The sequence below is a fragment of the 'Vigna radiata' phytoplasma genome (assembly GCF_030586915.1).
GTDB classification, from domain to species: domain Bacteria; phylum Bacillota_I; class Bacilli_A; order Acholeplasmatales; family Acholeplasmataceae; genus Phytoplasma; species Phytoplasma australasiaticum.
Window position 1 is genome coordinate 1 of the sequence record NZ_JAOSIS010000009.1, and the last position, 19,670, is coordinate 19,670.

Sequence of the window (19,670 nt, forward strand, 5' to 3'; positions counted from 1 at the left end):
CAATCAAGATTTTTCGAAAGAATAAATAAATCATGTTGAAGAAAAGTCAATTAATCAGAGGAATGACACTCATATGAGCTCAAAAAACAATCTCTTCACATTAATAATCAATCCATTTTAATGAGTGTGAACTGTTCCGTTTTTTTAGACAACTTTTGATTTAAAAATTATGCTTGAAGACTAAAAAATAAGTTCATAATTTCCTATCTTTTCAAACCAAAGAAATATTTTATGAAATTAAAAAAAGTGTCTAAACTTTTTTTTGATAATTCTTTTGTTTCAAAAGATATTTTTTTATATTTTATCATCCTCACTATATAGTTAACTAAAAAAAGAGAAAAACCTGATAACAAAATGAAAGAAAATGATATTTGCTATCAGTTTAACTTTTTTCTTTAAAAAAAAGCGCACTAAAGTAACCTTTTTCAGGTTAGCTTAAGGCCGTTCAAAAATTAGCTGCGATTTTGCGCATATTGGATTGGCGTAGCATAGTTTAATTTCTTTAAAATCCACTGCGTATTCCAAAATCGGGGGAAATGATTAATTATTTTTTTCATGCTATTAGGGGATTTTTCTAATAAAAAAGGCTGTTGATATTGTAAAATCGTTTTCATTTGACCAAAAAAGTTTTCAATTACAGCATTATCGCGAGGGTTAGCTTTTCGCGACATACTGATTAAAAACCCTTTTTTTCTTAAAGTTTGTTGGATTTTTTTGGTTTGATAAACCATTCCTTGATCGGAATGCATGATACAAGGGGCTTTTAATTGGGGGAGTTTTTTAATTGTCTTTAAAACTAAATCTTGATTTTGTTGGTTAGAAACATGTGAAGCGATTATTTGGTTATTAAAAGCATCAATAATACAAGAAAAATAAAGAAATCCTTGCTTTGTTTTAAAATAAGTAATATCTGTAAAAAGTTTTTGGAGCGGTTTAGTAGTCATAAAATCTTGATTGATTAAATTAGGAATAATTTGAAGATTATTTTTTAAATTACAATAAGTAAAAATTTTTTTTATTCTCAACCGACACCGAATGTCATTTTTTTTCATAATGATATAAACTTTTTTCTTACTAATTTTCTCGTTAAAAGTTTTTTGATATAAATCGGTGATTTTGCGATGTCCATAAAAATATTGATAGTTTAAACATAAAGTTTTAATCCGTTTTTGTTGTAACAAATATTTTTCTTCTTTTTCCTTTAGTTTATTTTGGACTTTTAACCAATAATAATAAGTACTTCGGTTAATGCGGATGGTTTGTAAAATGGTGGTTAAATTGAGAGTTTGTTGGAATTGGTTAACCAAATAAAAAACCATCTTTTTATCAATTTTTTTAATTTTTTCCATCATTTTTTGTAATAATTCGATTTTTTGTTTTAATTTTTGCATCTTAAGACCAATTATCTTTATCAATTATTTTTAAAATATATTTCCTATTATAACTCGGAAAGATTTTTTTTAAGCGCTTCAGTTTATTTATCTTTTTTTAATACAAAATAGCAATCCTGAAAATTATTAACTCAAAATCAAAATTAAATTGAGGATTAAATAAATTAAAAACACAATTACCTTATATACATCTATCTACAATCCTTGGTAAGGCTATTAACTTAAAAATTAAAGTTAATTTAATGATTGAAATAAATTAAAAACAAAATTGTTGTTTTCCAAAAGCAATTTTATGATATCGATAACGATAATGATTAAGAATGATATCTCGATAATATCAAATATCGATTATCATTATCATTATCGATATAAAATATAAAGTATCACTCCTTCGAGGAGTTAATGTTGAACTAGGTTATTTTAAAAGGCAAATGATGAGTGAATGATGAGTGAATGATGAGTGAATGATGATAAAACGATGAGTTAATTTTATGATTTTTCTTTTTTTAAATATCTTTTATAATCAGGACGTAACTTTTTCACTCGATAACCTTGTGGAGCTTTAGTTAAAAAAGATTGGATAAAATTTAAATCTTCTTGACGATAATAAATAATATTTAAACCTTTCTTATAGTTAGTTTTGATAGGTTTATGATATTTATCTAACTTATTTGGATCTAGCGGATATAATTGTAAAGTTACTAATTTAGAAACATCAATTTTCCCAATTAATTTTTTGATCTGATTTTTCTTTTCATTTTGATAATTGATTTGGAAAAGGGGATAGTGGTTTTGAAGGCGGTTATTATGGCTTTTAAGCGGGGTTAACGCACTGAACCCATATTTTGTGACAACTTTTAAGAATATTAATAATCATCTTGATCGCTATTTAAGTGGGAAATATCTCAGCTTTTCTCGTGAACCAAACTTTTTGGAACTGCGCCATTTGTAGAAAGTTAAATGTCCAATAAAAGTTTTACTCAAGACAAAAACCAAAATTATTTTACCTCCTCACTTATTAGTTAACCAAAAAAAAGAAAAAAATCGCCTCTAAAATAAATTATTTTTTTTCTTTTAACTAATTTATTTGTCATAAGAATAGTAAAAAGGTGCTATCTTAAATAAAAGGAAACAGTTGCACATGTTAATCCCGAAACAAATTGAATTATTACAAACAGTCATTCTTTATCAACGCCCCGATTTATCAAAAACAATATTACCTTTAGTCAAAGTTTACCGCCAAACTTTAACGATTACCCAGATTTTGAACCTTTTAAAAATCAAAAGGCATCTTTATTATTATTGGTGGAAAAGTCAAAAAGCTCAACAAAAACGTCAACATCATTACCAATTAATTACCAAAAGAGTGGGGTTATTATGTCAAAAGTATTATTATGCTTGTGGTTATCGCAAAATTACGGTTTTATATCGAGAATTTTTTCAAGAAATTGTCAATCATAAAATAATTTTAAAAATTATGAAAACTAATAATTGGTTAATGAAATGGCGACGTCCGCATATGAAAAACCAAATTTTTCACCAACATGTCGCTTATCAACCTAATTTAATCAAAAACCATTTTGTTACCGATCAACCTTTGACCAAACTTTATACCGATTTAACTTGTTTCCCAACAACCCAAGGATTATTATGGGTTTCAGTTATTTTAGATGGTTATCATCAAGAGATTTTAAGTTTAAAAACTAGTTTAAAACCTAATTTAAAATTAATTAAAGCGACTTTTAAAGTTTTACCTTCGCTAACTAAACCTTGTATTATTCATTCGGATCGGGGTGGTAGTTATAGTAGTCGCCTTTGGCAACAAACTTTACAACAAAAAGGCTTTTTAATTAGTATGTCCCGCCCTGGTTGTCCCAATGATAATGCCCCGATCGAATCCTGGTTTAGTAATTTAAAAGGGTGGTTTAAAAGTCGTTATGGAGATTGGTATCACTATTCTTTTGGGGAAATAATAAAAAAAATTCAAACTTTTAAAAGTTTTTATAATCACAAATGGCCTATCAAGAAACTTAATTATCAAAGTCCCCTTCATTATTTACAAAATTATCAAGAAAAAAATCTCAACTTCAGAATAAGATTAATTAATCAAACTAAATAAATGATTATTTATGAACAATCAAAATTGCTTTTTTATTAAATATATTTATAATAATAAAATAAATAATTATGTTTTTGTCTAGTACAAAAACAATTCCTAATCGTTATTTATTCTATGTAAAATTTTAATAAAAGGAGTTAATTGATCATGAATAATTTTATTAAATTTATTGAAATAGTATTATTTTTTTGGAGTTTATATGGGATTTTTGTTAATTTTTTAATTCCTTTATATTTTATATGGTTTAAAAAGTATAGGTTTTATGGCTTAAGAGATAAAAATATTCCCACTAATATTAATCATCTAAACAAAACCGCTTATATTCATTTGATTTCTTGTATTAAATCATCATTTACTTTAATTGTTATATGTAAAGATTTTATAATTTTAATAAATAGCGTTTTATCACTATTTTAGTCAATATACAAACACACTAACTTTGGTTAGGCCATTTTTTAAAAATTTAAATAAATTTAAAATTAATATAATTAAAAGAACCAAATTATTTTCTTACGCAAGGATTTTATGATATCGATAACAATAATGATTAAGAATGATGATGCGATAATATCAAATATCGAGTATCATTATCATTATCGATATAAAATATAAAGTATCATTCCTTTGAGAAGCTTGTTGTTAAAAAGAACATATGTAAAGTGATATGGTAACAAGATGGTAACCAAGTGGTAACAAGATGGTAACCAAGTGGTAACAAGATGGTAACCTAATGGTAATAAAATGGTAATTTTATAAACTATTTATTCGTTTTTAATTCTTTTTTATTTAAATTTGATAAATAACCAGAACGTAACTTTTTCACCCGATAACCTTGTGGAGCTTTAGTCAAAAAAGATTGGATAAATTTTAAATCTTCTTGACGATAATAAATAATATTTAAACCTTTCTTATAGTTAGTTTTGATAGGTTTATGATATTTATCTAACTTATTTGGAGCTAGCGGATATAATTGTAAAGTTACTAATTTAGAAACATCGATTTTCCCAATTAATTTTTTGATCTGATTTTTCTTTTCATTTTGATAATTGATTTGGAAAAGAGGATAGTGGTTTTGAAGGCGGTTATTATGGCTTTTAAGCGGGGTTAAATCCGTAAGTAATAGTTTACTATTACTAGCAGATAAATTATCTTTAATTAAGGCAATTTTTAATTGTTTAATTTCTTCTAATATGCGGGAATCCACAAAAAGGGTTTGATTTTTAGGACGATAATTCGCCTCTTGATAAGTATTTTTCTTTTTGGAATGGGCAACAATGGTGAGATTAATTAAATCGGTTTTTAAGCTGATTAACAAGTTTTTAACGGGGATTAAATCATTGGGAGTGGTTTGGTTATTTCTCCCCCCCATGCTAATTTCTTGATGGGTGTTATTTTTCATCTTTTGTCTCCTTGGGGTTTAAATTTTTTACTACTAATTTAATTTTTTTAAGTAATATAAGCTAGTTTCTTGACAAACAGTTATAGCGCCTTCTTTTTTTGACCTAGTTTCACCTAATAATTTAATTTTTAACAATGACACGGTCTTCGCCAAAATAACGAATCGCTAAATCGGTTAGGTTATTCTTTTTCGCCTTTTCATAAGTGAGGTAAGGATCTAAAAAACATTTTTGATAAACTGCCTTACCATATTGGCGTAATAAATCATCAACATCTTTACAAGTTCGGTCGTAAGGGGGTAAAATTCTTCGGATTTCATAAGGAATTTGTTGGGAAGTTAATTGTTCGCCAAAAACTTCACTCCGTTTTTGGCCTGTTTCGTCATTATCTAAGGCGATAATCACTTTAATCTTTTCTTTTTTAATAATTTCTAGTTGGGATTGAGAAAGTAATTGGGCGACACAAATGAGACCAACCACGTTTTTAATATTGTTTTGCCAACAACTTATTACATCAAAAAAACCTTCATGAATTATGAGGATTTTCGTTTTTTTAATATATGGTAACGCTGCGAAAAACCGATAACTGAAATGAAAAGTGGGAGTTTGACTAAAATTAGTTAAAGCTTGATATTTGGGTTGAAAGTAAGAAACTTCACGGAAATGGTTTTGATAAAAATGAAAGGTTTGCTGATAACCATTTTCAATGGGGATAATGATCGAACCATGAAAAGTATCGTGAACATATTTTTTCCCTTGGCGACTAGTTTTGGCTTTGATCAAACCATATTCTAATAATTGATCCAGATTAATCTTTTGCTTTTGACAGTAATTGAGGAAGCGAAAAGATAAGGGTTTATCAGATAACGGGGCATAACCTAGTTTAAATTCTTTAATAGTTTCTAGAGTTAATTTTCGTTTTTGAGTTAAATAAGTTAATCCTGGTTGACTTTCGTTATTGCGATTGGCAGTTAACAAATAATGATAATAATCACGAATTTGGTTGAATAAAGGCGAAATTTCTTTAAATAATTGTTGCTTTTTGTTATTAATTTTTTGTTCGTCAATTGGTTGTTTGGGTTTTAGAGGATGAGATGGTTGTTGCCAAGGATTAGGAGTGGTTTTCGTTATTGCTTTTTCTTGGTGGATTAAGGTTTTAAATTCGCGAGAATTCATAAATCTTTCTATTCTTTGAATCGCTTCATGAAAGGATTTAATTTGACGGATAGCCAGATAAACATCAACAATATCATAATCTTTCCCGCATTTCCAACAATGAATTTTGTTAGTGGAAGTGAAATGGCAACAAGTGGGATTTTGGCCTTGATGAAGGGGACAAGGGAAACGGTGGTTAATATTAAAGTTTTGAGGTAAAATTTTTAATTTTTTTAACAAAACAATCATTGGAAAGTGGTTTTTGATGCGTTTTATTTGTTCTTGATAATTCATGGATTTGGCTCCTCATCATATATATATCGTTGTTTAAAAACAAAAAAAGCCCCTTAAAAGTGGCTCTGGAAATGGGTAAATTCATTATTATTTTTCTTTCTTTGGTTCTTGAGCAAAAAAGTCTTTTAAAGATTGATGAGTGATAAGATTATTTTTCCATTTTTTTCAGGAATTATAAGCGATTTTCCAAGGGAGTTCATTGTGGATATTTACACTCAAATGATAAGAACTTAAATTAATATAATCATTAAGAATTTTTTTCATAAATTCTTGAGTTTCTGGATTTATTTCGTTACCAGGATTGCCTTCACAAATATAATGGTTGGGAATGGAGTTATTAGCCTCAAAATGTTTGAGTAAATAATGAACAACGTCAAAAACATTAATTTTCTCTGGATTTTTAATCTTTTCCTCCTTTTAATCATCTTCATCATCATCTTCGGCATAAGGTGAAACATAACCGATTTCTTGAAAGGTTTGGGTAGTCATTTCAAAATGATAAAGCAAGTCTTTTTTGGCCCCACTCCGATTCTTTTTAATGGCTAATTCAATGATTTTTTGGGATTCATGACCACGTGCTGTGGCATATAATTGTTGGCAATCACAATTATAAATATTAAAAGGCTTTTCGCGGGTTTTACTTAATTTCGGTTGGAATTCCGCCATCATTAAGACCAGATCAGAATTGGTTTCAATGCCGCCACTCCCTTTTAAAGCGGTAATCGCAGGTGATTTTCCTGAATAATTATGATAAGTATCGCGGGAAAATTGGGAGAGAATAATAACGACGATCTTTAATTCCACAGCCAGTTTTTTTAATTTCGTCATAATTTCGTCAATGGCCAGCCGATCATTTTCTAAATGATGAGTGGCTTTGGTAATTTGGAGATGATCAATCACCACAATCTCTATTTGTTGTTCTAAATGGCGCCGATAAACTAAATCTAAAACATAATCAATGTTTTTGGTAGGATCATAGCTAAAAGTAATCTTCAGATTGTTCAAGAAGGGTTTGGCTATTCTCATCCTTTCCGTGTAAAGGGCAGGGGAAATTCCTGTCTCTTCCCAGTTTTTGGTGAAAATAACTTCGAGGGGGATTTGGGTTAAGTTCGCTAAGAAGCGACTTAAATTTTCCGCTAAAGTCATTTCATAAGAAAAGACTAAGATATAGGGATAATGAGTTGTTTCTTGCCACTTAGTTTGGGAAATATCTAAGAGCAGATGGTAAACAAAACTAGTTTTCCCTAAACCCGTATAACCGCCAATCGTAATCACTTGGCCTTTTTTAAAGCCGTTAGTGGTTTGATTTAAACCACGGAAGTTTTCGGATAAACGATAATATTCGGCGCGGATCGTTTCTTGGGCTTGACGATCAGTTTTAAAAAATTCAGGATGAACAGTAGCCATTTGGGGGATTGTGAATAAGGTTTGGTCGGACTGGTGGGGAATCCAAGCCATAAATTTTCTTAATTTAGCGAAAATTTCTTGGGAATAGAGATGGCGATGATAAGGATCGGGATGATCAAAAGTAGGTTTAATTATTTTTAAGAGTTGTTGGAAGAGTTTTTCTTGGGTATAAGTATGTTTTAAGTTAGTTAAGCAATCTAAGTTATTTTCTTCAAAAAGATCATCATTTAAAAAAGCTAAAGATGTGTTAGTAAAATGATCTTGAGGAAAATGGGTTTGGAGATAAGTTAGTAATTGGGAAATGAGCGCAGCGGAGGATGGGCTTTGATCCACGGGGGGGAGAGAGGTTTTTTCTAAAGTCAAATATTTTAAGGCTTGAAAGATTTGACGATGTTGGGGCTCGCAAAACCATTGCGGATCAATTAGGTCAAAATAAAACTCTAATTGTTCCTTTTTGTTTTGGTTTAGATAGGTGATAATTTGTTTTAGGGCTTTTTGTTCATTGGTTAACATGGCCACTTAACTCCTTTGGGCTTTTTTAATGATATTAATATCGGGAAAAGGAATAAATTGGTTTATCCTTAAAGTGTGTAAGAAGTGGTTAGCGCGCGGAGAAAATAAGTCAATAACTTGATTAATCCCGAGGATTTTCCCTTGGTTAATTTTCTTGTTTAATCTTTGGGTTTCAATTGCGTTATTAGTTAATAAATAAAATTCAAAACGCGTATCGAGTTTTTTGAGTTGTTGGGCTTCGACTACGGCTTGTTTATAACGGTCCCGTAAACAAGTTTTAAAATTAAACGCGATAATTCGTTTGGTTTTCGTAAATAACACTAAATCAAATTTAATATCAGGGATAAAGAATAAATAAGCTTGAGGATATAAATGAATGATTCCTTGGTTTTGAAAATAGAATAAAATAAGATATTCATTGATTTTACCGCGAATTACTTTTTGACTTTGGGAGTTGTAGTGGTGATTGATGAAATATTGATTTAAGAAATGATGATGTTGGATCATATATTCGTGAAAAGGATGGTGGAAAAGAGTAGGGTAAATAATCAATTTTGTGATTTGAACACATAAAGATTGCGGCTTAAAAACTTTAATCTGTTCAAAAGCTAAATTAGTTAATGCTTTCATTTATTTTTCCCCTTTCTCAATAAAAAAAAGACTCTTTTGTGCGAGTCGAAAGTTAATTTTTTTGGTTTTCCAAGTGACAGTGCCATCAGGTCGGATGGTTTTAATTTTGCCGTTGCTATAATAGATATATAAATTACCATTTTGACATTTTTTATTAACGATAATAGCCATTATTTGATTGCTCCTAAATATTTCATAATTTTTTTGATATTTGCTGGCATGGGATCATTTCCGTTTAAGATTAATTTCTTCATACCCCTAGTATAATGAGTGAGATAATGTTGGTATCCTTGGCGAACGGTTTGAAAATAAGTTAACGGTTTTTGTTCGATGAAATCACTTTGATGATGAGATTGGCTTTGTTTTCTTTTTAAACCCCTGCTAGGATCAATATCTAAATAAATTAATAAATCAGGTTTGCTTAAGATAGTTTCATGATTCAGCTTAAAGATCTTTTTTAACAATAAAAGTTGTTGCTTTTCTTGAGAAAAAGGAAATAATTGGTAAGCATAAGTAGAAGGTAACTAACGATCGCAGATAATTAATGAGTTGTTGTTAAATAATTCCGCTTGGATTTGAGCCATATTGGCCAAACTTCAATAAAAACGGGTCAGATAATCTACTTGGGGAAAATTTAAAAATAAATCGCGTATTTCCTTACCAATCGTGCTACTGCCTAATCCTTGATAAACTTTGGGAAAGGGAACCAATTGGTGATAAAGCGTCTGAATCAGTGTTGTTTTCCCACTCCCATCTAAGCCTTCAAAAACAATTAATTTCATTATAGTTTCTCCTTTAAAGTCAATTTTAGGCATAAAAAAAGACCTTCTGGATGAAGGTCTCAAAATATTAATTAATTATTTGATTTTACTTAATTGTTTTAAATAAGTGGTTTGAGCTAATTCTTGTTTGGCTTTGTTTAAAAGAGCTAAGTATTTTTCACTATCTTGAATCATTTTCATGATAAAAGTTTGCTCTTGATAAATCCGCACCACATAATAATGAATGTCCTGAAAATAAACTAAAAAGTAAGCGAATTTTGCTTGGGAACAAAAAAGTTGGCGTTGGACTTGGGCCCAGTAATATTTAGGGATATTTTCTAACTGGGGATTGCTTAAAAAACTAGTCCAAGTGCTAGAAACTGCTTGGTTTTCATTCACAAAAGGACATTTAATTTCTAAAACCGCTTGATGTTGTTCGTTGTAGCCATCTAAAGAAGCGGAAAAAAGGCGAACTTGATCATCGACAAAGATAGCATCTTCAAAAGGTAAATTAGTTTTTTGGCTAAAAAATGCTCTGGCGATCGGTTCCATTTTTTGCCCATGGAGAGTATATTGATTAGCGGTAAAAGGGGCGCCAAAGAGTTTATCATGGACTAACTGTTCCATGGAACGAAAAGGATCTAATCCAGTAATGGAGGCAATTTCGGAAGCGTTAATATATTTTTTACGATGTTGGTACCATAATTTGGTCCGTTGATTTAAGTTTTTGATGCGCATCATAATTATTCTTTCTTAAAAATTTTTTTCAATAATAATAACAGATATTTTCCTAAATAATAAAAGAAACACAAAAGGTGATAAAGAGATTTAAAAAGAAAATCGATTAGACATAAAAGATGAGGAAGAAATAATAAAATAATCGTGAATAAACCTAAATTTAACCATTGATTTTGGTAAGTTAAGAAAGAACTACTTATTCGCTGAAGCAGATGGTTTATCTTGGTTAACCAAGGATTAAAAAGATGCCACATGATGATTCGGTTGTTTGGTGGTTAAATATTGGTAAAATTGGACCATGATTCCTTTTGAGAGATGGCGGATACTTAATTTAACGGTAAAAAGATAGAACTTAACGGTATAACAAATGGTGGTTAGCGGAAATAACAACAATAAGGTAATGATAAATAAAAGGAGATTATTTGGTAAAATTGGTAAGATTTTATTAATGAACATAGGTTTTTATTTCCTTTCCGAGGGTTTGTGTTGTTAAATAAAAAAGACCCTGAAAAGGGTTTTTTAATTAAAATAGTAAATGTTTATTATTAAATTATTTTTTTATAATTTTATTTTTGATTTTAATTAATATTAAAGAAACAATAGATATTAATGACAAAATTAAGCCATAAAATAATAAATTACTTAAACTTATATTTAAATCTATAATTTGATAAGGGGATTTGCGCCAAATAACACATAATATCCAATATAAAAAAGGATGAATCAACCCAATATAAAAATGTTTTAATTTTAACGATGTTTTATTTAAAAAAAAGTAATAATATGAAAATATTAAAGGTAAAAATATATGTTCTAAATGAGCAACTAAAATTTCAAAAGAATTTCTTTGATGATAAAGATGTTTATTTTCTATTTTAAAATTGTAAAACAAAAGTAATAAACAATCAATTAAACAAATAAAACTTAAATTTTTTTTTATTTTAGATTTTACAGGTAAATATAAAATAACAAAATAAATATTGGTTAATAAAATAGTTTGTCGTGTAAATAAATATAAAGAATAAAAAGGTTTATGAAAACCTTTAGTTAAACCTAATATTAAAATTATTAAATTAATTATTAGTAAAATTTTTCTATTTGTTTTTTTCATAATTATATTTTATACATAGGCTTATTATTTTTTTAATTATTATTGTTTTGAGATACAGTGTGATGTTTATCTTGATAAAGGGATAAAGTTTTACGGACAGGATTGAAGTGGAGATGGAAATCGGTTAATTCGAAGTTATCATCGTGAACAAAAGCCTCGCCAAGATAATAGTCCTTATCGTCTTCTAAGAAGTGTTTAGGGCCTTGGTATTTAAGGATTAAATAATTGCCACCTGGACCTTTATTTTGTTGTTTTTCAAATTTTACATATAAATATAATTGACTGTCATCTTCTTCATCGAAAGAAGCGGTTTCGAATCCATTTAAAGTGGTATGGTTATAAGTATCACCATCTTTATTCCAGCGGTCGAACGGATGACGGTCTTTGATGTAACAAACTAAGTTAGTGGGTTCTTTTTGGGTTTTGAAGCGATCTTGAATTTTCATTAATTCAAAAGCTCCGATATTTGCTTTGTTAGCGAGTTGTTGTTGATAATAACCCGCCCCGTTAAGGCCATCAAAAGTGTATTGAATTTTAATCATTGATTGAGTTTTTCCGCGGTAATCAGTTTCTTCCCATTCATCTTTAATATCAGCTTTAGTTTCATTTAAAATAGGTATTTCTGCTTTCGGTAATTTAATGATGTTCATTTCGGTTAAAACCAAAAAACCGATTAATAAACATGATAATAATCCTAATACGATTAAAACCCATTTAATGATTTTTTTAATAATAATAAACATGATTAATTCCTTTCGGATAATTTATAACATATCAACATTCTAACACATTTGCCTTTGGAATTTAATTAAAACCATTTTGAGAACCAAGAAGTTACTTTATCAACTCGTTTGTTTACGTCGTCTTTAATTTTATTAGTAAAGGGTTGAATGGAACCTTTCCAGGTTTTTTGTCTGTCTATGGTATCTTCAATTTTTTTGTATTCTGTTTTTTTTCGGGTTAATTTATCACTTCGTTTTTTTAATTCTACTTTAGTGGCTTCATGGGCTTTTTGTTCCTCTTTAATTTGTTCTTTAAGTTTATTGATTTCATGACGGAGTTCAGCGTTTTCTTCGATATATTTGCCAGAAGCGTTTTCTAAAGTTTTAATAGTGCCTTCGAGCGCTTGAATATGTAGGCCTTGTTGAACCCATTTATCAATTTGTTGTTCTAATTCCGCGCTTAAACGGTTAATTTCTTCGGCTTGGGTGTTGATGGTTTGGTTTAATTGGGCAATTTCTTGTTCTTGTTGACGGATAGTGGCTTGATAGGCTTGTTCTTTTTGCTGAAAATTAGTAGTTAATTGGTTAATTTCCTTTTGAAGTGCTTGTTTGGCTTGTTCCGATAAAGCTTGATTAGTGATTAATTCTTGATTTTTGGCTTCGATTAAGGATTTTTGTTCTTGGAGTTGGTTTTGGAGTTGTTCAGTCATTTGGTTTTGGGCGTTGATTTGCTTGATTAATTGATTAATTTGGGTTTCTTTTTCGGTGTTGATCGTTTTTTCTTGGTGAAGATCAGTTTCTAATTGATTAATCTTTTGATCTTGGGTCAAGATTTCGTTTTCTTTCGCACGGATTTGGTTAGTTTGATGATTTATTTCTTGTTGGAGTTCTTGTTTTTCTTCTTGAGATAGTTTTTGATTGTTTTCTAATTCGGCTTGTTTTTGGTTTAAATCATGTTCTAAAGTAACTTTTTGAGTTTCTAAAATTAAACTATTAATTTTTTCTTGTTGGAGTTGAATTTCTAATAAGTTTTTGGCTTTTATCGTTTCTTCAGGAGTTAATTGTTGCGTTTCCGTGGGTTGTTTAGTTTCGGTTAATTCCGTACCAAGGAGTGGTGTTTGTTGGAGTTTTTCTTGGGGAAGGAAGGTAGGTTCAGTTGTCGGTTTATCAACTGAACCCTGATCAGGGATTGTTCAAGTTACCAGTTTCACTTTCTTCTTGAGTTTTTTCTGCTGGAGTTATTGTTTCTTTCACTTCATCATGATTAGTTATCGTTGTTTTTTCATCTTTCATATTAGTTGGTAAGTTAAGGGTTGGGGGATTTTTTATTTGTTGGGTTAATGGTTGAGGCGGATGAGGGATTTTGGTTTCTTCACGATAAAATTGATAAAGTTCGTAAGTAGTTGCCACTAAAGAAACTAGTCCTAAAACTTTACTACCAATTTTGAGAATTTTGCCACTAAGGGAATTCGCTCGCTTTTGTAGGAGCGCTTTCGTTCCTTGTTTAATAGGGGGTTTTTTTCCTTTTTTTAGCCAATTACCAATTTTCCCGATGCCTAAACAAATCCCAATAACACTTAAAGTAGTAGTAAGATAACAACTTAATTTTGCTTTAGGCGAAAGAGGATTTTTATCATTTCCTGTTATTTTGTTATAAACATTTTCGACAACTTGACGAATCGGTTGCGTAGTTTTATCGTAGAATGATTTAGTTTTAATAGCGACATCGCCTGTAAAAGCATTGATTTGGTGGTAAAGATCAGGAAAGAATTTAAAAAGGATCCAATAAATACCTCCCCCAATTAAGAAGAAGGGGATAGACCAAATAAGAATATTAAAGGAATTTTTAATTATTTTAAGTAACCAGTTTTCTTTGTTAGTTTGAGTTTCGATAATGATTTTAGGAGTTGGAGTTTTTCTTTTGATAATTATTTTAGTAGATTTATTGTTTTTAGTGTTTTTATTTGTTTTATTATTATTTTGTGATTGATTTTTTTTAGTTTCAATTATTTTTTTAGCCATATATGATATTACTCACTTTCTTGATTTTTATTTAGTTATCGGTTAAATCGATTATTTCATTAATAATAGTTAAAAGATCAATTCCCCAATGGGTAATTTGAAGGATTGAATTCATGATTTTTTTAATTTTGTGGGAAATATTTTGGGCTAAATTCTTTTGGGGATTTTTTTCGGGTTCGAGGTTTTTGGCTAAAATTAATTTGTTTTCAGCATATTTGAAGGCGTTACAACGTTTTAATTGAGGCCGAGGTAAAGCGTAAAGGCTGTGAGGCATTAAAAACCCATAACCGATCAAGATAATCAAACTGAAATTAAAGCTTTTTTGATTGATTGATTTTATTTTCATAACTTTTGCCTCCTTTAACATAAAAAAGACTCTACATGAGAGTATTTAAGATGGTGAAATTATTTTTGATTTAGCGTGATGTTTATCTTGATAAAGGGATAAAGTTTTACGGACAGGGTTGAAGTGGAGATGGAAATCGGTTAATTTGAAGTTATCATTGTGAACAAAAGCCTCGCCAAGATAATAGTCCTTATCGTCTTCTAAGAAGTGTTTAGGGCCTTGGTATTTAAGGATTAAATAATTGCCACCTGGACCTTTATTTTGTTGTTTTTCAAATCTTAAATATAAATATAATTGACTGTCATCTTCTTCATCGAAAGAAGCGGAATCAAATCCATCTAAAGTAGTATGGTTATAAGTATCACCATCTTTATTCCAACGGTCGAACGGATGACGGTCTTTGATGTAACAAACTAAGTTAGTAGGTTCTTTTTGGAGTTCCCGACGATTTTCCACCAGTTTTAATTCTTTTCTTAAACTTTCTTCATGAGCTTGAAGCGACTTTAAACGGTCTTTAATATCCATAATTTCTTGATTTTTATCTTTAATGGTTTGTTGGTATTTGTTAGGGTTTTGGTTCAAAGCGGTTATTTCTTGTTCCAATCGAGAGATTTTATTTTCTTGGTTAATTTTAGTTAATTGTTGATTAATAGCATTCAAATCCGCTTGGATTTGAGCATAGCGACGTTGGTAATAGTTAATGCCATTTAAACCATCAAAGGTATAGCGACATTCAATTTTCGTTTCGTCTTTTGGTTTATCTAAATATTGTAAGATGCCTTGACGCCATTGGGCGTATTGGTTTTCACATGCTATTCTTCTTTGTTTAACTTGCTGAGCATCCCGTTTTATTTTTAATTTCAAATTTAAAACTTCTTCGAGGTCTGAAGGCAACATCACTTCATGAGTTTGGGGATTTTGTTGTTGCCATTTAGCGGTTTTTTTGTAAGCTTCTTCGACGATTGTCGTTAAATCCCGATTTGAAAAGTTTTTACCTTGACATAATTGGGCAATCTCTTTTAAAGCTAAGAAAGTATGATAACTAATTTGATAAGGAACAATAATATGTTTTAGATAACCTTCAATTTCCGAATCTTTTAAATTGCCAATATAGATTTCTTTACTAAAACGACTACGTAAAGCAGGATCAATTTTCGCAAGATTATTAGTGGCTCCCATTAAAACAATTTTTTTATCTGAGCGCTGAAAGCCATCTAACTTATCTAAAAGGGTATTGACAATATTGGCGCTCACCGAAGAAGTATTGCGATCACTGCGATTAGGTAAGCCATCAATTTCATCAATAAAGATAATGGTACGCTCATAATTTTCTGCTTCTTGCCAAATTTTTTCTAAAACTTCTTTGCCTTCCCCAATGTATTTTTGATCTAGTTTGGCAGGAATTAAATTAATAAAGTGGACGTTCGCTTCGCCACACAGGGCTTTGATTAAAAAAGTTTTTCCTGTCCCTGGGGGGCCATAAAGTAAATAACCTTTGGGGCGGACGTGATCGAAGTTAATCAAGGATTGGTTGGTCCGAAAATAAGTTAATAAGTCTTCTAATTCTTCTTTTTCAGTTTCCATCCCATAAACATCTTTGAAAGTTACTTGTTTTTTAAGATGCGGAAGCGGTTTATTTTCTTGTAAATGATTTAATTGCGTTTGTAAGTTTTGCTTTTGTTTTTCAAAAGCGATTTTTTGATCCGTTAAGAACAGTTGAAAATCCTGGAAATTTTTTAACTCCGTTTGATTTTTTTGATATTCTGGTTGCGTTTTTAACTCTTCAATTCTTTTTTGATTCGCTTCCACATAATTAAGCGCTTGGTTTAAGCGGAAAATTTGTTGTTGGAGATTTTCTTGGGTTTGGAGTTGAGCTTTGGCTTGGGCTAATTTTTCTAATTCTTCTTGTTTGGCTTTTTGATTTTGGTTTAATGCTTTTCTTTGGGCGATTAAATTATCAATTAAGGTTTGTTGGTTTTGTTGTTGGGTTTTTAGTTCGGTTAATTGTTGGTGTTTTTGGGTTTTCATGTTTGGAGGTAATTGCGGGTTGTTAGTTAATTCGGTTTGGAGAGTTTTCATTTTGGTAACAATATCGGTTAAAGTTTTCACATTTTCATCAATTTGGGTTTTTAAGGTTTGATCTTGTTGGTGAAGTTCTTGGATTTTGGCTTGTTCTAATTTGATTTGATGGTCGATCTCTTGTTGGCGTGGGGGCGATGGTTGGTTAGTTAAGGTTGGGGGTTTAGTTGGTTGATGAGAATGAGTGATGCCCAAGATGAATAAAATCAACAAACCTGAACTTAATAAACCCAGCAAACTTAAATAGATTTTTTTGTTTAAGGACATAGATTGCCGCCTTTCTTAGGTTTTCGCAAGAAAACAAGGGGGTTATTTTAAAATTAACGCTTTCACTTGGTCTTTAATAGTTTTAGATAATTTAAAAGTAACTACCGTTTTAGCAGGAATTTTAATTTTTTGGCCTGTTTGGGGATTTCTACCGAAATAGGCTTTTTTCGCTTTTAAAACAAATTTCCCAATTTGGGGTGATAAAATGACTTCGGCATGAGATGTAATGGCTTCGCTTAAAGTCTTTTCAAAAGTGTGGTAAAATTCTGTCGTTTTGGTGATGGAGGTTTGTTGAGCCTCCGCGATTTTTTTAATTAATTCTTTTTTAGTCATTATTAGTTCTCCTTGGTTATTTTTCTTGTTGGGAACAGTCTTGTTTGGTAAAAAATAAGTCCCGCGATAAATTTCCGTTAACGCATCACTCATTTTGAAAATCTCCTTTTATTTTTTTATGTTTTTAAACTTATATATAATTTTTAATAATGATTTCTTGCTTGCTGTTTTTATTAGCGAAATAATGGTTGGTTGTGGTTTTGATTTTAATGAGGTTCGCGTTGGGGAATAAATTAAGGATTGCTGGTGTGGCATAATTGGTATATAACCATTTGACACCCCTTTTGGTCGCTTGATGCAATTCTAAGGCTAATTGTTGGTGATCAGTAAAAGTAAATGGTTTTTGGTAAAAATTTTTTTCTTTCATCCCTTCATAGTAATAAGGCAGATCACAAAAAAGAAAATCGCCTTGTTGACTAGAAGCGATGATTTTTCGAAAATCCCTACAATATAAACCATGTTTGTTCTTTTGGAAGTGATGTTGGTAGGCGATTAATTGGTTTAAATTAATGATGGGCGTTTTTTGTTTCGGTTTATAACCAAAAGTTGATTTTAAATTATTGTGGCGATCATAACGTGTAATCCCCTGAAAAGCGTATTTATTTAAAACATAAAAGATAGCTGACCTAGTTATTTTTTTGCTTTTTCGGGAATTTTGATTATATTGATTTAATAAATGCTTAAAGGCTTGTTTTTGTTGTGTTTGGTCATGGTGTTGGTAAAGATAATTTTCTATCTTTTGGACCTTACAGACAAAATGATCAGGATTTTGGAAACTTTGACGCTACAGCGTGATTAAGTCGGGATCGTAATCGTTTAAAATTGCTTTGGCGGGTTTTAAATAAAAATAAAGAACCCCACTCCCTAAAAAAGGTTCATAATAAGTTTTAAATTGTTTGGGTAAATGGGGAATGATTTGAGGTAAAAGTTTTTGTTTACAACCGATCCAATTAATTTTCATCTGGACACCATAAATAACCTAAAAAGAAAAGATCGGCAAAGATGCTAATGGTCGCGTTAAATTTTAATCCTAATTCCAAATTAAAAAATAAAATCATTATATTACTCATAATGAAAAATAAATAAGAAATGGTTAATAAAATCGGATAACTTATTTTCACTTTTTACTCCTTGATTAGTTATTTTTTAGTTCCTTATTAATTGGTTATGGTTAAAAAGGTAAATTATCTTGTGGTTTATTGTCTAAAGGTTTATGATCTAAAAAGATGACATTTTGAAGAATCACTTTGGTCGTGGTTCTTGTTTGGCCTTGGTGATTTTGATATTTTTGGATCGATAAACTCCCTTCGATATATACTTTGGAACCTTTATGTAAATATTGACTCATGTTTTCCGCTAGTTTTCGAAAAGCGACACAAGGGATAAATTGGACTTGTTCTTTGTGATTAACAGCTAATTGAAAATCAATTTTGGGGATTTGTTCGTGATGGTTATTAATATATTGTTTTTCTAAATCATGGCTCAAACGGCCGATTAATTGAACTTTGTTTAACATCATTTATCGCTGCTCTTTCGATATATTTTTTTTAATTTCTGAATCGCTTGCGCTTTCATGTTTTCGACTTGTTTTAAAGATAAATTGAGTTGTTCAGCAATTTCCGTGTTGGTATAACAGTTTTGGTAATTTTCATGGATATTGCCTAAAGGAATCCCAAAACTTAAATGAATAATTTTAAATTCCTTTGTACTTAATGTCGTCTTCATTTTTTTTAAAAAAAGTTCATGATGCCCTTGTTTTAACCAGTGTTGATGCGGTGTTAATAAGGGCGATGTTAAAGGATAATGATAATGATCTACCCAACTAACTAAAGGAATCGATTTAGTCATTTTTCGAATGGCTTCGGAAATCGCTTTCTGAATATGGGGTTTCGCATAAGCTAAAAAATCATAACCTAAATCTATGTAATTATCGAGGGCTTTCATTAAGCCTAAAATTCCTTCTTGTTCTAAATCGGCGCGGGTTAAACAACGCGGATAATATTTAAATTGATAAACTAGTTTTTTAACTAAAGGTAGATGAAGTTCAATTAATTGATCTCGTATTGCTAAATTCTTTTTATTTTTTAAAAATTCTTTAAATAATTCTTGTCTCAACATGCAATTCCTTTCTAAAAATATTTTTAGAAAAGACAGGAAATTATTTTTTTTAGTCTTAGAAATAAAAAAAAGACTAACTTAAGAGTTAGTCTTCAAGAGTTTTTAAAAAATAAAAAGTGTCTAAAGTTTGGGAACACCTCAGTGATACCATGACAAAAATTTATTGTAGTACTTATTTCCAAGACCATAGTAATTTACAAAAAAAATCAACCCAAAGGAGAAATAATTATATGACTAAAAAAAGAATTAATAAAAAAAATCGCTGAA

At 30.1% G+C, this 19,670-nt stretch carries 18 protein-coding genes and 2 pseudogenes; 1 reads left to right on the forward strand and 19 read right to left on the reverse strand.

Translation table 11 applies throughout. The annotated features are described in order from the left end of the window. Positions 1-452 precede the first annotated feature (452 nt). Together OC710_RS01220 and OC710_RS01225 are read right to left on the reverse strand one after the other, a co-directional pair. Positions 453-1,391 (reverse strand): IS3 family transposase, encoded by a 939-nt coding sequence (locus OC710_RS01220; RefSeq protein WP_004994634.1) that lies wholly within the window; start codon positions 1,389-1,391, stop codon positions 453-455. Positions 1,392-1,880: 489 nt separating this feature from the next. After that, positions 1,881-2,225: pseudogene (locus OC710_RS01225) on the reverse strand (phase variable surface lipoprotein); the annotation flags it as partial. Positions 2,226-2,532: 307 nt separating this feature from the next. On the opposite strand from OC710_RS01225, the gene OC710_RS01230 reads away from it, so the two are divergent. Next, positions 2,533-3,510 carry an IS3 family transposase gene (locus OC710_RS01230; protein ID WP_304514968.1) on the forward strand — a complete coding sequence of 326 codons (978 nt, stop codon included), beginning with the start codon at positions 2,533-2,535 and terminating at the stop codon, positions 3,508-3,510. A 757-nt stretch (positions 3,511-4,267) separates the two neighbouring features. On the opposite strand, the gene OC710_RS01235 is transcribed toward OC710_RS01230, so the two are convergent. The 17 genes and pseudogenes from OC710_RS01235 to OC710_RS01315 all read right to left on the reverse strand — a co-directional run bounded on the left by OC710_RS01235 (position 4,268) and on the right by OC710_RS01315 (position 19,403). Continuing rightward, positions 4,268-4,909 (reverse strand): hypothetical protein, encoded by a 642-nt coding sequence (locus OC710_RS01235; RefSeq protein WP_054598476.1) that lies wholly within the window; start codon positions 4,907-4,909, stop codon positions 4,268-4,270. Between the two features lie 121 nt (positions 4,910-5,030). Further along, on the reverse strand, positions 5,031-6,356 hold the full coding sequence (locus OC710_RS01240; RefSeq protein WP_004994632.1) for a toprim domain-containing protein: 1,326 nt from the start codon (positions 6,354-6,356) through the stop codon (positions 5,031-5,033). 417 nt (positions 6,357-6,773) lie between these two features. Continuing rightward, positions 6,774-8,276: a replicative DNA helicase gene (locus OC710_RS01245; protein WP_004994630.1), complete on the reverse strand. Its 1,503-nt coding sequence runs from the start codon at positions 8,274-8,276 to the stop codon at positions 6,774-6,776. Positions 8,277-8,282: 6 nt separating this feature from the next. Further along, positions 8,283-8,906, reverse strand: coding sequence for a hypothetical protein (locus OC710_RS01250; protein WP_004994628.1), 624 nt, complete (start codon positions 8,904-8,906; stop codon positions 8,283-8,285). Positions 8,907-9,076: 170 nt separating this feature from the next. Beyond that, positions 9,077-9,370 carry a deoxynucleoside kinase gene (locus tag OC710_RS01255; protein WP_051049948.1) on the reverse strand — a complete coding sequence of 98 codons (294 nt, stop codon included), beginning with the start codon at positions 9,368-9,370 and terminating at the stop codon, positions 9,077-9,079. Between the two features lie 132 nt (positions 9,371-9,502). After that, positions 9,503-9,721 (reverse strand): hypothetical protein, encoded by a 219-nt coding sequence (locus OC710_RS01260; RefSeq protein WP_051049947.1) that lies wholly within the window; start codon positions 9,719-9,721, stop codon positions 9,503-9,505. Between the two features lie 42 nt (positions 9,722-9,763). Next, the gene (locus OC710_RS01265) at positions 9,764-10,405 is read right to left on the reverse strand and encodes a YqaJ viral recombinase family protein (protein WP_304514969.1); all 642 of its coding nucleotides are present in this window, start codon (positions 10,403-10,405) and stop codon (positions 9,764-9,766) included. A gap of 550 nt (positions 10,406-10,955) precedes the next feature. Further along, a complete protein-coding gene (locus OC710_RS01270; RefSeq protein ID WP_004994619.1) occupies positions 10,956-11,516 on the reverse strand; it encodes a hypothetical protein in 561 nt (186 codons plus the stop codon). A 32-nt stretch (positions 11,517-11,548) separates the two neighbouring features. Then, positions 11,549-12,259, reverse strand: coding sequence for a hypothetical protein (locus OC710_RS01275; RefSeq protein WP_054598472.1), 711 nt, complete (start codon positions 12,257-12,259; stop codon positions 11,549-11,551). Positions 12,260-12,324: 65 nt separating this feature from the next. Then, positions 12,325-13,068 carry an ATPase gene (locus OC710_RS01280; RefSeq protein WP_304513413.1) on the reverse strand — a complete coding sequence of 248 codons (744 nt, stop codon included), beginning with the start codon at positions 13,066-13,068 and terminating at the stop codon, positions 12,325-12,327. Between the two features lie 352 nt (positions 13,069-13,420). Next, positions 13,421-14,260: a hypothetical protein gene (locus OC710_RS01285; protein WP_004994614.1), complete on the reverse strand. Its 840-nt coding sequence runs from the start codon at positions 14,258-14,260 to the stop codon at positions 13,421-13,423. Between the two features lie 31 nt (positions 14,261-14,291). Continuing rightward, positions 14,292-14,606, reverse strand: a complete 315-nt coding sequence (locus OC710_RS01290; RefSeq protein ID WP_004994612.1) for a hypothetical protein — start codon at positions 14,604-14,606, stop codon at positions 14,292-14,294. 45 nt (positions 14,607-14,651) lie between these two features. After that, positions 14,652-16,952 carry an ATP-binding protein gene (locus tag OC710_RS01295; RefSeq protein WP_004994611.1) on the reverse strand — a complete coding sequence of 767 codons (2,301 nt, stop codon included), beginning with the start codon at positions 16,950-16,952 and terminating at the stop codon, positions 14,652-14,654. A 42-nt stretch (positions 16,953-16,994) separates the two neighbouring features. Continuing rightward, positions 16,995-17,285 (reverse strand): HU family DNA-binding protein, encoded by a 291-nt coding sequence (locus tag OC710_RS01300; protein ID WP_036690663.1) that lies wholly within the window; start codon positions 17,283-17,285, stop codon positions 16,995-16,997. 130 nt (positions 17,286-17,415) lie between these two features. Beyond that, positions 17,416-18,246: pseudogene (locus tag OC710_RS01305) on the reverse strand (DNA adenine methylase). 210 nt (positions 18,247-18,456) lie between these two features. Beyond that, positions 18,457-18,801, reverse strand: coding sequence for a single-stranded DNA-binding protein (locus tag OC710_RS01310; protein ID WP_004994607.1), 345 nt, complete (start codon positions 18,799-18,801; stop codon positions 18,457-18,459). Beyond that, positions 18,801-19,403, reverse strand: coding sequence for a sigma-70 family RNA polymerase sigma factor (locus OC710_RS01315; protein ID WP_004994606.1), 603 nt, complete (start codon positions 19,401-19,403; stop codon positions 18,801-18,803). Before OC710_RS01315 ends, OC710_RS01310 begins: the two co-directional genes overlap by 1 nt. Positions 19,404-19,670 lie beyond the last annotated feature (267 nt).